The organism is Glaciimonas sp. OK215, from assembly GCF_057787885.1.
The window spans coordinates 5,167,913-5,182,257 of record NZ_CM173544.1; the positions used below are offsets into that span (position 1 = coordinate 5,167,913).

The 14,345-nt window shown below is 56.9% G+C and carries 10 protein-coding genes; 1 reads left to right on the forward strand and 9 read right to left on the reverse strand.

Translation table 11 applies throughout. The annotated features are described in order from the left end of the window. Positions 1-2: 2 nt before the first annotated feature. Positions 3-890 carry a glucose-1-phosphate thymidylyltransferase RfbA gene (rfbA, locus tag AC3CHX_RS23780; RefSeq protein ID WP_488630442.1) on the reverse strand — a complete coding sequence of 296 codons (888 nt, stop codon included), beginning with the start codon at positions 888-890 and terminating at the stop codon, positions 3-5. After that, positions 887-1,969 (reverse strand): dTDP-glucose 4,6-dehydratase, encoded by a 1,083-nt coding sequence (gene rfbB / locus AC3CHX_RS23785; protein ID WP_488630443.1) that lies wholly within the window; start codon positions 1,967-1,969, stop codon positions 887-889. Before rfbB ends, rfbA begins: the two co-directional genes overlap by 4 nt. Before the next feature lie 393 nt (positions 1,970-2,362). Here rfbB and AC3CHX_RS23790 point away from each other — a divergent pair, with 393 nt between their 5' ends. Further along, complete coding sequence (locus AC3CHX_RS23790; RefSeq protein WP_488630444.1) at positions 2,363-3,199, forward strand: symmetrical bis(5'-nucleosyl)-tetraphosphatase; 837 nt, start codon at positions 2,363-2,365, stop codon at positions 3,197-3,199. Here the strand turns inward: AC3CHX_RS23790 and AC3CHX_RS23795 are convergent. The 7 genes from AC3CHX_RS23795 to AC3CHX_RS23825 all read right to left on the reverse strand — a co-directional run bounded on the left by AC3CHX_RS23795 (position 3,196) and on the right by AC3CHX_RS23825 (position 14,225). Beyond that, positions 3,196-3,993 (reverse strand): lysophospholipid acyltransferase family protein, encoded by a 798-nt coding sequence (locus tag AC3CHX_RS23795; protein ID WP_488630445.1) that lies wholly within the window; start codon positions 3,991-3,993, stop codon positions 3,196-3,198. The two genes, AC3CHX_RS23790 and AC3CHX_RS23795, sit on opposite strands and share 4 nt — an antisense overlap. Next, positions 3,990-5,291 carry a dihydroorotase gene (locus AC3CHX_RS23800; RefSeq protein WP_488630446.1) on the reverse strand — a complete coding sequence of 434 codons (1,302 nt, stop codon included), beginning with the start codon at positions 5,289-5,291 and terminating at the stop codon, positions 3,990-3,992. The genes AC3CHX_RS23795 and AC3CHX_RS23800 overlap by 4 nt, the downstream gene beginning before the upstream one ends. A 38-nt stretch (positions 5,292-5,329) precedes the next feature. Continuing rightward, positions 5,330-6,289 (reverse strand): aspartate carbamoyltransferase catalytic subunit, encoded by a 960-nt coding sequence (locus AC3CHX_RS23805; RefSeq protein WP_488630447.1) that lies wholly within the window; start codon positions 6,287-6,289, stop codon positions 5,330-5,332. Next, on the reverse strand, positions 6,282-6,803 hold the full coding sequence (pyrR, locus tag AC3CHX_RS23810; RefSeq protein ID WP_488630448.1) for a bifunctional pyr operon transcriptional regulator/uracil phosphoribosyltransferase PyrR: 522 nt from the start codon (positions 6,801-6,803) through the stop codon (positions 6,282-6,284). The genes AC3CHX_RS23805 and pyrR overlap by 8 nt, the downstream gene beginning before the upstream one ends. A gap of 43 nt (positions 6,804-6,846) precedes the next feature. Beyond that, a complete protein-coding gene (gene ruvX, locus AC3CHX_RS23815; RefSeq protein WP_488630449.1) occupies positions 6,847-7,233 on the reverse strand; it encodes a Holliday junction resolvase RuvX in 387 nt (128 codons plus the stop codon). Between the two features lie 45 nt (positions 7,234-7,278). Further along, on the reverse strand, positions 7,279-7,887 hold the full coding sequence (locus AC3CHX_RS23820) for a YqgE/AlgH family protein (RefSeq protein ID WP_488644914.1): 609 nt from the start codon (positions 7,885-7,887) through the stop codon (positions 7,279-7,281). Positions 7,888-8,111: 224 nt separating this feature from the next. After that, a complete protein-coding gene (locus AC3CHX_RS23825) occupies positions 8,112-14,225 on the reverse strand; it encodes a hybrid sensor histidine kinase/response regulator (RefSeq protein WP_488630450.1) in 6,114 nt (2,037 codons plus the stop codon). Positions 14,226-14,345: the final 120 nt, after the last annotated feature.

Sequence of the window (14,345 nt, forward strand, 5' to 3'; positions counted from 1 at the left end):
CGTTAAAACACCTTGTCTGTCAGTAGGCGCAGCAAATACTGGCCGTAACCATTTTTCTTAAATGGTTGCGCCAGGGTGTCGAGTTGCGCTGCGGTGATATAACCTTTGCGATAGGCAATCTCTTCCGGGCATGCCACTTTCAGGCCTTGACGGTTTTCGATGGTGGCGATGAATTGACCCGCTTCCAGCAATGACTCGTGCGTGCCGGTATCAAGCCATGCCATGCCGCGCCCCATCAATTCAACAGTCAACTGATTGTTGTCGAGGTAGGCGCGGTTGACGTCGGTGATCTCCAGTTCGCCACGCGCTGACGGCTTGATGCCTGCTGCGATATCGCATACCTGGCTGTCGTAAAAGTACAGGCCGGTGACGGCATAGCTGGACTTTGGCTGTTGCGGCTTTTCTTCAATGCTGACGGCGCGGCGCTGGCCGTCAAATTCAACTACGCCATAACGCTCTGGATCATTGACGTGATAGGCAAACACGGTAGAGCCTGTAGTACGGGCCGAAGCTGTCCGCAACTGACTTTCGAAATCGTGACCGTAATAAATGTTGTCGCCCAGGATCAGTGCTGACGGCGCGTCGCCGACAAAGTCGCGCCCGATGACAAAGGCCTGCGCCAGTCCGTCCGGTGTCGGCTGTACCGCGTAAGTTAACCGGATACCCCACTGACTGCCGTCACCCAGCAACTCCTGGAAGCGCGGCGTGTCCTGTGGTGTCGATATGATCAGGATTTCGCGGATACCGGCCAGCATCAAGGTCGTCAACGGATAATAAATCATCGGCTTGTCGTACACCGGCAGCAACTGCTTGGATACGGCCATGGTGACCGGATATAAGCGCGTGCCTGAACCGCCGGCGAGAATAATCCCTTTGCGTGCTGCCGTCATTGCTTGCGCTCCTCGCCGGCTTTACGCTGGCTGTAGTTCTGCTCCACCCATTTCAGGTAATCGCCCGACTGGACATTGCTGACCCACGGCTGATTCTCCAGATACCACTGCACCGTCTTGCGAATACCTGTTTCAAAAGTCTCTGCCGGTTTCCAGCCCAGCTCTCGCTCTATTTTGCGGGCATCGATGGCGTAGCGGCGGTCATGTCCGGGGCGGTCGGTCACGTAGGTGATTTGATCGCGATAGCTGCCATCGCGCTTGGGGTCGAGCTGGTCCAGAATGTCGCATAAGACATGCACCACATCCAGATTGGCCTTCTCATTCCAGCCGCCGATGTTATAGACCTCGCCCGGCGTCCCGGCGTCGAGCACACGGCGAATTGCAGCGCAGTGGTCGCTGACATACAGCCAGTCGCGCACTTGCTGGCCGTCGCCATAAATTGGCAACGGCTTGCCTGCGCGGGCATTGGTGATGATCAGCGGGATCAGTTTTTCCGGGAAGTGATACGGGCCGTAATTATTGGAGCAATTGGTGGTCAGGGTCGGCAAGCCGTAGGTATGGTGATACGAGCGTACCAGGTGGTCGGAGGCTGCCTTGGATGCTGAATACGGGCTATTCGGGGCGTATTGGCTGGTTTCCGTGAACGGCGCGTCGTCGGGGGCGAGCGTGCCGTAAACCTCGTCGGTGGAGACGTGCAGAAAACGGAAAGCGGCTTTATCGGCATCCGGCAAACCCGTCCAGTGCGTACGCACCGCTTCGAGCAGGCCAAAGGTGCCGTTCACGTTGGTTTCGATGAAGGCGGCAGGGCCGTGGATCGAGCGATCGACATGGCTTTCGGCGGCGAAGTGGACGACGGCACGCGGCTTGTGTTGCGCCAGCAGTGCTGCAACCTGAGCCGTATCGCCGATATCGCCTTGCACAAAAATATGGCGCGGGTCCTGATTTACGCTGACCAGGTTATTGATATTGCCCGCATAGGTCAATTTGTCGAAATTGATTACCGGCTCATCGTTTTGTGCGAGCCAGTCGAGTACAAAATTGGAGCCGATAAAACCGGCCCCGCCAGTAATAAAAATCATGTGATTGTCCTGAATGCGTTTAAATAGAAATGGCGAGCTACTGACTCTAAAGAGATATCAATTACGCAAACGCACCAAATTTGTGAGGAACCCTGAATTATCCACTATTTACGGCTGGGATTAAATTATCGAAATGACATTGGATGTCATTCCCCCTGCGGAAGGGCGCTCAATGTAACACTTTGTTGCAAAGTAGCAACCAATTATTCCGATTGGAAGTGAGACTGTCATATGCAAAGAAAGTGCCGCAACGCAGTCCGAACGAAAAATGTTGATTTCCATCAACCCGCTTCAAAATATATCCGTACCGTTGGTCCCGAGACATAACTCTGAACGCAAAAGCTTATGCCATCTACAATAGCGAATTCGAATGGCACAATCCAACAACAATTCATGACAACCGCTAGTTCCAACATATACGCCATCGGCGACCTGCAAGGCTGCCATCAAAGCCTGGTCTCATTGTTAGCGCGCATTGACGCCGCAACGCCGCATGCCAAATTGATTTTTGTTGGCGATCTGGTCAATAGAGGGCCGGACTCGCTGGCTACGCTGCGACTGATACGCTCTCTCGGGGAGCGTGCGCAGACGGTGCTCGGCAATCACGATCTGCATTTGTTGGCGGCAGCCCATGGCATCCGCAAATTGCATCGGCATGACACGCTGGCACAAGTGCTGGAGGCACCCGATCGTGAGGAATTGCTGGACTGGCTGCGACGACGACCTTTGGCGTTGTTTGAAGACGGTCATTTGCTGGTGCATGCGGGTGTCTTGCCGCAATGGTCGACGACCAAGGCCTTGGAACTGGCGCGGGAAGTCGAGGCCGTATTGCAGGGACCGGATTGGCTTGCGTTCTTACGCGAAATGTATGGCGACCAGCCGGCACGCTGGGACGATGCACTGCAAGGTAACGACCGCTTGCGTTGCATCGTCAATGCGCTGACCCGGCTGCGTTTTTGTACCGAGGATGGCACGATGGAAATTGCTGCAAAAGGAAGTACCGGCATTTCTCTCCCTGGTTATCTGCCTTGGTTCGATGTACCCGGACGGCAAACGGCCGACGTTACCGTTGTGTGCGGCCATTGGTCCACCTTGGGGCTGAAACTGCGGCCAAATCTGATTGGCCTGGATACCGGCTGTGTGTGGGGCGGGGAATTGACCGCCGTGCGGCTGCGGGACCGGGCGTTGTTTCAGGTGGCCTGTCCGCAGGCGCAAAAACCGGGGGTTTAATTATTTACGATACTCGCAGACGTTAACACAGCAGCCGTCAGGTTGCTGCTCCCCTCATCTGCCTGCCCCTGCTCCAAGGCCTCTGCAATCGCTGCGCGCGCAATCGTCGCCAGTTCGCGCCTGTGCATTCCTGTCGTTTCAATCGATGCGAGCTGAATCAGCTCAGCCTTCATCGGTGGCGCTTTCATGATCGCGATCATGCTCTGTGCAAAGGTCATGTCGCCGACAAAATCCGCGGCTGGATGCAAGCGCCCATCGGCGTCCAGGTAGCGCAATGCGTAAGGCTGGATCGGCACCTGCGCATCGATCGCCGCCTCGAACAAATTGGCATGAAAAGGCAATACTGTTCCTTGTGCCGCGGTAGTGCCCTCGGGAAAGAAGGCGACGCGCTCTCCGGCGTGAATACTGCTCACCAGTCCCTGAAAAATCCGGCGTACATCACGTTGCTTGCCGCGCGCGATAAAAATGGTGCCGGCCTGGTCGCACAACCAGCCGATTAATGGCCAGTCGCGGATATCCGACTTGGCGACAAAACGGCAAGGCTGTAGCGAATTGATCACAAAGATATCCAGCCACGACACATGATTGGCGATGATCAATGCGCGTGCCGCGGCTTCACCTTGCCGGGGATTGCGCAACGCCACTGTCACCCGGCAAATTGCCAATAGGTTGATCGACCAGTGACGAATACGCCATTGACGGCCAGCGGCATCGGTGTACGGAAACACGAAAGCGCAAGTCCACAGACCAACGAACAGGTGGACGATTATCCGCAGCAAACGATAGGCGATCATGCGAGGTCAGTCGCCCGTTCATAAGCGACATGCCCAGCGACGATGGTGGCCTTGACTTGTCCGCTCAGTTCGTAACCAAGAAATGGCGTGTGCTTGCCCTGACTCGCCAGTGCCTTGGCTTCCACGGTCCAGCGCACGGCCGGATCGAACAGGCAGATGTCGGCAACGCTGCCCAGCGCCAATTGACCGGCCGGCAAACCGGCGACGCGCGCGGCATCGTTGGTGATTTTTGCCAGCGCCCGGCTCAGCCGTTGTTGTGGAGAGTCGACATTTTCTTCGGCCCATTTCAGCGCCAGCGACAGCAGCAACTCGAGACCGGTAGCGCCCGGCGTTGCTTCGCCGAACGGCAGCAGTTTTTCATCATCGTCGACCGGCGTATGGTCCGAGCAGATCGCATCGATCGTGCCGTCCAGCAATCCCTGCCGGATCGCGTCACGATCGCGCTGTGAGCGGAACGGCGGCGTCATCCGCGCATTCGAGTCGAAGAAGCCGATATCGACTTCGGTCATATGGATGTGATGCGCGCCAACGTCGCAGGTGATCGGCAAACCCTCCTTTTTCGCGACGCGCACCAGCGCAACACCCGCAGCCGAGGAAATCCGGCACAAGTGCACGCGCGCGCCGGTAGCGCGTACCAACTCAAAAATCGTGTGCAAACGGATGGTCTCCGCCATCACCGGCACGCCGGACAAACCCAGTCGCGATGCCACGGCACCGCTGTTGGCTATGCCGCCATGGCCCAGGTACGGGTCCTGCGGACGCAACCAGACTGTGTAATCAAACGTCTGCGCATATTGCAGCGCGCGCAATAGCACGGTGGTGTCCAGAATCGGCTCATCGGCCTGCGCGAAGCCGATACAGCCGGCCTCGGTCAACTCGGCCATTTCAGTCAGTTCCTTACCTTTCAGGCCGACCGTCAACGCCCCTAGCGGATAGACGTGCGCCTGGTTCAGGGACTTGGCGCGATGCTTCAGCATCTCGACCAGGCCCGGTTCATCCAGCACCGGATCGGTGTCCGGCGGGCAGACCAGACTGGTCACGCCACCCTGCATCGCAGCTTGCATTTCGGATTCCAGCGTGGCCTTGTATTCGTAGCCGGGCTCGCGCAAACGTGCACTTAAATCGACCAGGCCGGGGGCGACTATCAGGCCGCTGGCGTCTATCGTTTTGCTGGCAATGAAATCGGCGGGAGGCTGGCCGACGCCGACGATCTTGCCGCCGGCGATGTACAGGTCTTGCTTGGCGTCGATGCCGTTTGCTGGGTCGACCAGGTGGCCGTTTTTAATGTGAAGTTTCATGTATTAATTTTTTCTTATCCAGGTATTTACCGAAAAACTCAATTCCCAGCCAGAATACTCATCACCGCCATCCGCACCGCAATCCCGAAAGTCACTTGCGGCAGAATCACCGCTTGCGCGCCATCTGCCACCGCAGAATCAATTTCGACACCCCGGTTCATAGGCCCCGGATGCATGACGATCGCATCCGGTTTCGCCAGCGCCAAACGCTCCGGCGTCAAACCGTAGCTCTTGAAAAACTCCTGGGCCGATGGCAGCAGTGCACCGGTCATGCGTTCATTTTGCAGACGCAGCATGATGATGACGTCGACGCCCTTCAGGCCTTCGTTCATATCGGTGAAAACCCGCACTCCCATTTGCTCCAGCCCGCTCGGCAGCAGAGTGCGCGGGCCGATCGCCCGTACTTCCGGCACACCCAGCGTTGTCAGTCCATGAATGTCGGAGCGGGCGACGCGGCTGTGCAGGATATCGCCGACGATCGCCACGGTCAGATTGGTGAAATCCTTTTTGTAGTGACGGATCGTGTACATGTCGAGCAGGCCCTGGGTTGGGTGCGCATGACGGCCGTCACCGGCATTCACCACGTGGACGTGCGACTGCTTGGTGTCGATCAGATGCTTGGCAATCAGGTACGGTGCGCCCGACTGGGCATGGCGCACCACGAACATGTCGGCGTGCATCGCTGCCAGATTGTCGATGGTGTCCAGCAGCGATTCTCCCTTGCTGGCGCTGGATGCAGAGATGTTCAGATTGATCACATCGGCCGACAAGCGCTTCGAGGCAATCTCGAAGGTGGTACGCGTGCGGGTGGAATTTTCAAAGAACAGGTTGAACACGCTTTTGCCGCGCATCAGCGGTACTTTTTTGACGTCGCGGTCGCTGATGCCGACAAACGACGATGCGGTGTCGAGTATGTGCGTGACCACCGATGTCGGCAGCCCTTCTATCGTCAGCAAATGTTGCAGTTCGCCGTTTTTATTCAGTTGGGGATTAAGCATTGTGATGCACCGTCAGGGAGAGTCCGCCATTATCGGCGCGTTGAAGTTCCAGCGATTCGCCAGCGACCAGGGTGACTGTGTCGGCGACAAAATCGGCGGCAATCGGCAATTCACGACCACCGCGATCGACCAGCGCCGCCAGCATGATTTTTGCCGGACGGCCATAGTCGAACAATTCATTGATGGCTGCACGCGTAGTGCGGCCGGTGTACAGCACGTCATCGACCAGCAGGATGGTGGCGCCGTTCACATCGAAGGAAATTTGGGTCGGCTTGACATCGGCTCGCAGCCCTTTTTCGGCAAAGTCGTCGCGATAAAACGAGACGTCGATAAAGCCCAGGCGGTCGCGGTCGGTGAGCTTCAGGGCCGCCATCAAGCGCTCGGCGAGCCAGGCACCGCCGGAATAAATCCCGACCACGGCGATATTCTCAGCGTTCGCCAGGCCGGCTTTTACTTGCGCTTCCAACACTTGATACAGCGCCTCGGCATCGAATTGCGGGGAAATTATTGTCATTGCATTATCTTTTATCAGTATTCAATCTGGTTATTCGGACCGGTCAATCAGCCAAATCGTCGAAATATTGCTGCAATATGATGGCCGCAGCCTGGTCGTCGATTAACTCGCCGCGCTGATGCGGGATCACGGCCGACGAGTAGCGCTCGTCGACCAGTACGGTGGCAACACCATAACGTCCCTGCAGTTGATTGGCAAAACGACGGCAGCGCACGCTCATCTCATGGGCCGCGCCATCCAGATGCAACGGCAGGCCGACGATACAGCGGGCCGGTTGCCACTCCTTGATCAGGGCGGCGATTTCGACAAACTTGGCATCGTGGCTGATGGCGCTGATGATGGTCAAAGGCTGCGCCTGTTTCAGCAAGGTATTGCCGACTGCAACGCCGACGCGCTTGAGCCCGAAATCGAAACCGAGGATGGTTTCCATTAACTCGCCGTCGCTGCGGCCACAGCTTGAAAAACCGTCATGAACTCAAGCACGCCCGGATTCTCCTGTCAGCATATAAGGATCGATGCCCAGCAATTTAACGGCAGCGGCAAACCGCTCCTCAATCGGCAAATCGAAAATGATGGAAGGATCGGCGACGACTGTCAGCCAGCCATTGCGACTGATCTCGTCTTCCAGTTGACCGGCGCTCCAGCCGGAGCAGCCCAGACTGACCATCAATTGCGCCGGACCGGCGCCATGGGCGACCTCCTCCAGCACATCTTTGGAGGTCGTCATCGCGATCTGGTCGGTTACCTTGAGTGTTGATGAATAGGCTTTCAGCGGCGAATGCAGGACAAAGCCGCGTTCAACCTGGACCGGGCCGCCGAACATCACGGGCCGCGAGGACATTGCATCACCGAATTTTCCTCTGCTGTCGGAGTGCGCCGCAGCATGGGTATGCTCGGGAGCGATTTCAAGCGTCAGATCGATGCGCTCAAACAGCACCTCCATAGTCATGTCGGTAGGCCTGTTGATGACTACGCCGAGCGCACCGTTAGCATTATGCTCACACAAATACACTACCGTACCGCCGAACACCGGATCCAGCATGGTGGGCATGGCGATCAGAAAATGATTCGTCAGGTCCATCATCGCTGGACCGGGAAAGTCGGAAGCAGCCGCCAGATTGTCGGGCTGCGGGGATGCTTCGGGATTTTTGTGTTGCGTGGCCATAGCCGACATTTTAGCAGTTTTAAATGTCACGATCTCGCTTTGAATGGCCGCTGTCGTCGGGTAAAGCGTCCCATTTGGAATCGTCGACAGTTGCTCTGCGGCACTCCTGAAAATGTCGGCTTTGATCGATTTTTTCTGCTCCCCTACAATATCGCCACTTCCTTTCGAATAAACGTCCCAATCGCACTCAACAACGCCTCTTCCTGATACGGCTTGCCAAGATACTCATTCACTCCCAGCTCCATCGCATAGGTCCTATGCTTGGCCGCAGTACGTGAAGTAATCATAATGACGGGGATGTGCCGGGTCCGCTCATCGTTGCGGATATTGCGCGTCAAATCAAAGCCATCCATGCGCGGCATTTCAATATCCACCAGCATGACGTCAGGTGTAATCGCCTGCAACTGCTCCAGCGCATCGACGCCATCTTTCGCCAACACCACTTGATAACCTTCACGCGATAACAAGCGCTGCGTGACACGCCGCACTGTCAGCGAATCGTCAACCACCATCACGATCTTTTGGGTACGCAAACCCTGCACCGTTTCCGCCGTGCTGTCTGGCCTAACGATTTCGGCAACGGCACCGACTGTCCGAACCGCATTCAGGGTTCCGCCGGCCTTGAGTTCCGCTACCGCAGTGGTACGCGGTGCGCGCAACTCCTGCGTATAACGTTGCGACAGCGGCACCGGATTCAAAATCAATACAATATCGCCGGAACCCAACACCGTCGCACCGACTATGCCGATCATGCGCGACAATTGCGGGCCAATATTCTTGACCACGACTTCGCGGTTACCAATGATTTCATCAACGTGGATCGCTACGCGATCGTTGTCGCTACGCAAAATCACGATCGGAGAATATTGCTGCGACACGGGCGTCACATCATGCTCACCCAGCAATGCCGATAAATAATGCAGCGGCACCCGTTGTCCCTGCCATAACACCATGCCGTCATTGTAGGCACTCGCCAGCGAATTGGCTTTCAGTTGCTGAACCTGCTCCACCAGTGCTGACGGCACGGCGTAAGTACTCCCGCCGGTCGATAACAGGACGACCTGGGTCACTGCAAGCGTCAACGGCAAGTGAATCGTGAAATGGGTTCCCTTGCCTGCTTCGCTGGCGACCGCCACCCGGCCGCCGAGCGACGCAGCCTCGGAACGCACCACGTCCATGCCGACGCCGCGACCGGCAAGTTCGGTAACATCGGTAACGGTGGAAAAACCCGGCTTGAAAATCAAATCCGTCGTCTCGACATCCGAGAGCTGCTGATCGCTGCCTAACAATCCGATCGACTTCGCCTTGTCGCGAATTTGAGGCAGGTTCAAACCCTGCCCATCGTCGGATAGCTGAATCAATACCTCATTACCGTTCTGACGGATTTCAATCCTCAGTTCACCGATATCGCTCTTGCCTGCGGCGCGCCGACCATCACGGCTTTCGATGCCATGCACGATCGCATTGCGCAGCAAATGCTCAAACGGTCCCACCATCTTTTCCAGCACGCTACGATCAATTTCAACCGTGCTGCCGCGAATATCCAGATTGACGCGCTTGTCGAGCTCTTTCGACACCTGACGCGTCAACCGATACAGGCGTTCGGCGACGCTGGCAAACTGGACCATCCGCACATGCATCAGATCCTGCTGCAAATCGCGGGTCAGGCGTCCTTGCGTCACCAGATCGGTACTGGCATCGTCGACCGTCTTGGTCAGGTTCTTCTGGAGTGAAGAAACGTCGTTGACGCTCTCAGCCATCATCCGCGTCAATTCCTGCAGGCGGGTAAAGCGATCAAACTCAAGTGGATCGAATTCACGCTCGCCGGCCAATGTCATGCGGGACGTAATCTGTGTTTCCGCCTGCATCTCGATCTCTCGCAACTGGCTCCGCAAACGTCCAACGTTTTCCGTCAGCTCCAGCAAAGATTGCTGCAAGGTGCCGATCCCGGACTCCAGTCGTGAACGGGCAATCGATACTTCACCGGCCTGATTCACCAGCCGGTCCAGAATCTCGGCATTGACCCGCACCTGCGCCACGGCAAGGTTGCTTGGCGCCGCGGCCAGCAGTGGCGCCGGAACGTTGCCATGCAAGACCGTGGCCGGCATCAAGGTCGCCAAACTGACCGGTGTGCCGGGATGCGCAGCAGGCGTCTGCTGCGGGCGCTGCAAACTCTCGAACATCTGCACGCCATGATCATAGTGCGCCAGCAATTCATCAATCACATGCGGCGACGGCGTTGCGCTATACAGCGTCGCCTCGATATGGCTTTCCATCTCATGCATATGCTGGCCAAGCACCATCGCTCCGGCCATCCGCGCACTGCCTTTGATGGTGTGCAAATGGCGCAGAATGGCTTGCGCGGTCTCTACCGGAATCGGGTTCGACGCAGAGCTGCCGGCAGCGCCATTCGCAGCATTGGCAGCATTCGTCTGCCAGCTGCGCAATGCACTTTCGATTTGCGGCAGGATGTCGCGCCCTTCCTCCAAAAACACCGGCAGCAAATCGGCGTCAAGCTCGTCTCGCAACGCCAGGGCGGGGTCGAATTCTGCCGGATTCGGTTCGAACACCGGCTGTTTCGCAGACACGACCTGACGCAGCGCAGTCAACGCCGGCGGCGCAATCGATGAAGTTTCAATATCATTTGCTGCTTGCTGCGCCGACTTGACGGTAAGGACCGGTATACCGGATGAGCCGCCAGGCAACGCGCTCTGCGGCTCGGCGGATAAGGCCTCTAAAAACGCCTCTTCCGAGGGTTCGAGATCATCAGCGCGCGCTTCCAGGCCATGCCGCAAGCCATCCAGTTCGCTCACCAACGCCGGCTCGTAATACGGCATTTCGCTCTGCGCGAATTGCTGCAACATCCACTTGGCGCGCTCGACAGCGGATTCAATCATGTCGAATTCCTGCTGACGCACTGGCGTTGGCTGCAAAGCCATCCGCTGCAAGGCCATCTCCAGCGCGTGCGCAACTTCCTGCAACGGCTTGAAGCCCACGGTGGCAGAACTACCCGCGAGCGAATGCGCAGCGTGGATCGATTGCACCGCGACCAGCCGCTCCGGCTCATGACGCCACTCGGAAAAATCGTGCGACAACAAACGCACCAACTGGTCCGTCTCTGCCAGATAAATGTTGTACAACGGCAGACTGATAGACAGGTCGCCAATTTTTTTAATGCTGTCGTCTTGCCGCGTTTCCTGCATGCCTGGAAACCTAATGACCTCGGCGCCGGCATCGGCGGGATCCGGAGGCAGAGCCGTCTCATCCGCGTCGACGTGATTGGCAGGCGTTGCCACATCCGGAAACGCAGAGATCACGTTGTGATTGGCGAATAGTGCCATCTCCGCATCGGATAGCTCCACTTCCTCCGCCTGTGTCAGCGATGGCTGCAAGGCAGCGACCTCGGCCACGGATTCGGCAGCTTCGGCAGCTTCGGCAGCTTCGGCAAATTCGGCAAATTCGGCAAATTCGATAGCTTCGATAGACTCGATAGATTCGGTAGCTTCAGTGGCCGACTCAACCAACAAAAATGTCTCGCCATCGCGTACTTGCTGTGCATACTCAGTCAGCATGTGCGCAGTGCGCGTCGAGCTTCCGTCGGCGTGGATTTCCTTCACCCAGTCCTCCAGAAACAGCCCCGCATGATCCAGCAACGCGTACAAATCCGGCGTACCGGATCTCGCCTCTGACAGCCACAAATTCAGTACTTGTTCGATACTCCAGGATGCGTCGCCGAATGCCATCAGGCCGATCATCCGGCCACTACCCTTCAAAGTATGAAAGGCGCGCCGCAATACCACCAAATGCTCCTGATGGTTTGGTGCCACGCGCGCTTGTGGCACGGTCTCGCGGACGCTGGTTAATACTTCATCTGCTTCTTCCAGGAAAATTTCCAGCAGCTCGGCATCAACCTCTTCGTCGGTCGCCTGTGCAGTTGCCGGCAACACCGTTTCCGGCGCGCTTTCCGTAACATGGAGCGGCACGATCGCGGTCACTATCTCGCTCAACGATTGTTGCGAACCCGAGAAATTCGGATCGTTCAGAATATTGATCGCGGTCTGCGCCCGCTCCGTGGCAGCCTGATCATCGCTCAATGTGGCATCGACCCGCATCTGTACCAGCGACTCTTTGAGTTGCGCCTGCAAGGCGGCATTTTGCGGTTCCGCGGTCAGTGACAGCGCCAACTCCGCTGAGCGCTGCTGGCGCTGCAATAGTTCTTCTTCTACCGTCGGCAAATCAAGAAATGACAAGGATGGCAGCGACTCAACCAATGACCCTGCGGCGTTACTGACGCCGTCAGCTTTTCCGGACCCATCATCGGCAGGAATGTTGTTGGCAACATCGGCCGGCGCAACCTGCGCGGTTGGTGTGACTGTCGGTGCCACGGCTGGCGTTGCGGCCGGCGTTACCGACCGCACCATCGGTTCGTTCAGTGACGCCGGTGCTGCAGTTCGGCGCTCCAGCAGATTCACGCGAAATACGCCGCGCTGCTCATCGAAACTCAAGTGCATATTTTGCGCATCGGACGAACCGGATTGATGCTGCATCTTCTCAATATAGAAACTCAGCGCACCAATGTTCTGGGCAATCCGTTCGAAGTCCTGCTGCTCAGGTTGCACACCGTCTTCGGCCTCGGCAAACCGCTGCAGCGCAGCGCGGGTATGGGCAACCAACGCTAACGCATCCGTCTGCTCCTGTATCGCGAGCGCCCCCTGGATCTGATGCAGGACGTGATCGATTTGAGACAACACTGCGCGTTTTGCCGGCTCATTGAAATACTCGTCGAGCAATTTTTCGATTTGACGCAAACTGGTTAACATTTCACCAGCAAGTACCTTGACAGTTTGCCGCTGCTGCGCCTCACGATAGATATGGTCCAGCCAGCCTGCCGGCTCGGTCGGTATTGCGCCCGACATGATCGATAACAAACGTGCCGTCATCGCATCCGCCCGCTCGGAAAAATTCTCCGGCAAGCGATTAATCTGCGTCAGCGTATTTTCAATAAATAGCAAACTGGTAGCGATCTCCAGTCCTATCGCATCACCTGGTTTGGAATGTGCGGCGTGGCGCGCAATACCGCTCAATTCCCGCAACAACTTGGACAAGGATGACGTGTTCAGTTTGCTGCCGGCCTCGCTCAGACCGAGCATTTCCTGCTCAAACTCATGGGCCGGATTAGCGTCACCGGCGGTCAGCCGATCCCACATATTTTTGGCTCTGGCCAGGTGCTCTTTGGCGGTACGCAAAGCGTCCAGATCGACCTGACCATAATGGCGCGTACGAAAGTCGGCAGGCACCACGCCGTCGAGCCGATAGATGCTGCAAATCTGCGCATTGTGCGCGGATGGGCTCTGTATTCTGGCGATGAAAAACAACGCATCGCGCAGTAGTCGTTCGGAGATGCTCGACGAACCCTGACTCAAGCGGCGCAGCTGTAAATTGATGCGCGCAAACAACTGCTTGACGTACAACTCGTTGGGCACCTGCGCATTCGCGACGCCGTCGGCAAAGCCCTGCATTACCCACCAGAATGCCCGTGCCTGCTGGTTACGCTGGACTTGCTCTATCTCGGCAATCACCGACTGCATGATGGCGGCATTGGCTAATTCGACTGCGCTGTCGGCACTCTTTAAAAAAGGCAGCAGCGCCATCTCGAAACGTTTGCGCAACGGTCGATAATCGATCGCCTGCTCAGTGCCTGCGTGGTCGACTGCGGCAAACTGCGGGCGTATCGTCAGGTCGGGGAAAAACAGATCGGCCGGGTGGATTCTTTCGGCGCCCCGAATTTCCAGCAACGCCTTGTAATAAGGGAATAGTTTGACCGGCTGATGAAGGCCGCCCGACAGCAACTCTTCCAGATATTCGATCAGTGCCTGATAAGCATTTTGAATGCTCTGGACATGCTCCGCGGTTAATTCGATCAGACCTGCCGCTTGCTCGGCTTGTGCGCGATCCAGCAAATCCTCAACGGTTTCGGTAATGATCGTGACACCGTCTATGTCCACCATCTGCAACGCGCCGTGCGCTTGATGCAAATACGTTTTGGCGTGATGTAATGCAGTGGCTTGATCGTGCTGCGGCTCAACCGTGCCGGCAACCTGATGTGAAGCGGGTGCATCTGACGCGGGAACGACCAGCCGCAAAGCGCTGATGGATCGCCCCAGCGCTTCGCGAATTTCGCTGATTACCCAGGACAATGGACCGGTATCGGGCTGCACCTGTGCGACTGTGGAGGAGCTGGAAAAATCGGTGGTCATGACTGCCTCATCGGTTCTAAGGGTGATCAATCGGGAGCTGACCACTACCCCGATTGATTCGACCTGATCTTCTTGAACGTAAATAGTGTGCGCGTAATTTTCTTCAAACTATGCAAGCTG

Excerpts from the sequence above, each read along its gene's own strand:
- AC3CHX_RS23825 (WP_488630450.1), bottom strand. The coding sequence starts at position 14,225 with ATGACCACCGATTTTTCCAGCTCCTCCACAGTCGCACAGGTGCAGCCC.
- ruvX (WP_488630449.1), bottom strand. The coding sequence starts at position 7,233 with ATGGAAACCATCCTCGGTTTCGATTTCGGGCTCAAGCGCGTCGGCGTT.
- AC3CHX_RS23800 (WP_488630446.1), bottom strand. The coding sequence starts at position 5,291 with ATGAAACTTCACATTAAAAACGGCCACCTGGTCGACCCAGCAAACGGC.
- AC3CHX_RS23790 (WP_488630444.1), top strand. The coding sequence starts at position 2,363 with ATGACAACCGCTAGTTCCAACATATACGCCATCGGCGACCTGCAAGGC.
- pyrR (WP_488630448.1), bottom strand. The coding sequence starts at position 6,803 with ATGACAATAATTTCCCCGCAATTCGATGCCGAGGCGCTGTATCAAGTG.
- AC3CHX_RS23805 (WP_488630447.1), bottom strand. The coding sequence starts at position 6,289 with ATGCTTAATCCCCAACTGAATAAAAACGGCGAACTGCAACATTTGCTG.
- rfbA (WP_488630442.1), bottom strand. The coding sequence starts at position 890 with ATGACGGCAGCACGCAAAGGGATTATTCTCGCCGGCGGTTCAGGCACG.
- rfbB (WP_488630443.1), bottom strand. The coding sequence starts at position 1,969 with ATGATTTTTATTACTGGCGGGGCCGGTTTTATCGGCTCCAATTTTGTA.
- AC3CHX_RS23795 (WP_488630445.1), bottom strand. The coding sequence starts at position 3,993 with ATGATCGCCTATCGTTTGCTGCGGATAATCGTCCACCTGTTCGTTGGT.
- AC3CHX_RS23820 (WP_488644914.1), bottom strand. The coding sequence starts at position 7,887 with ATGATGGACCTGACGAATCATTTTCTGATCGCCATGCCCACCATGCTG.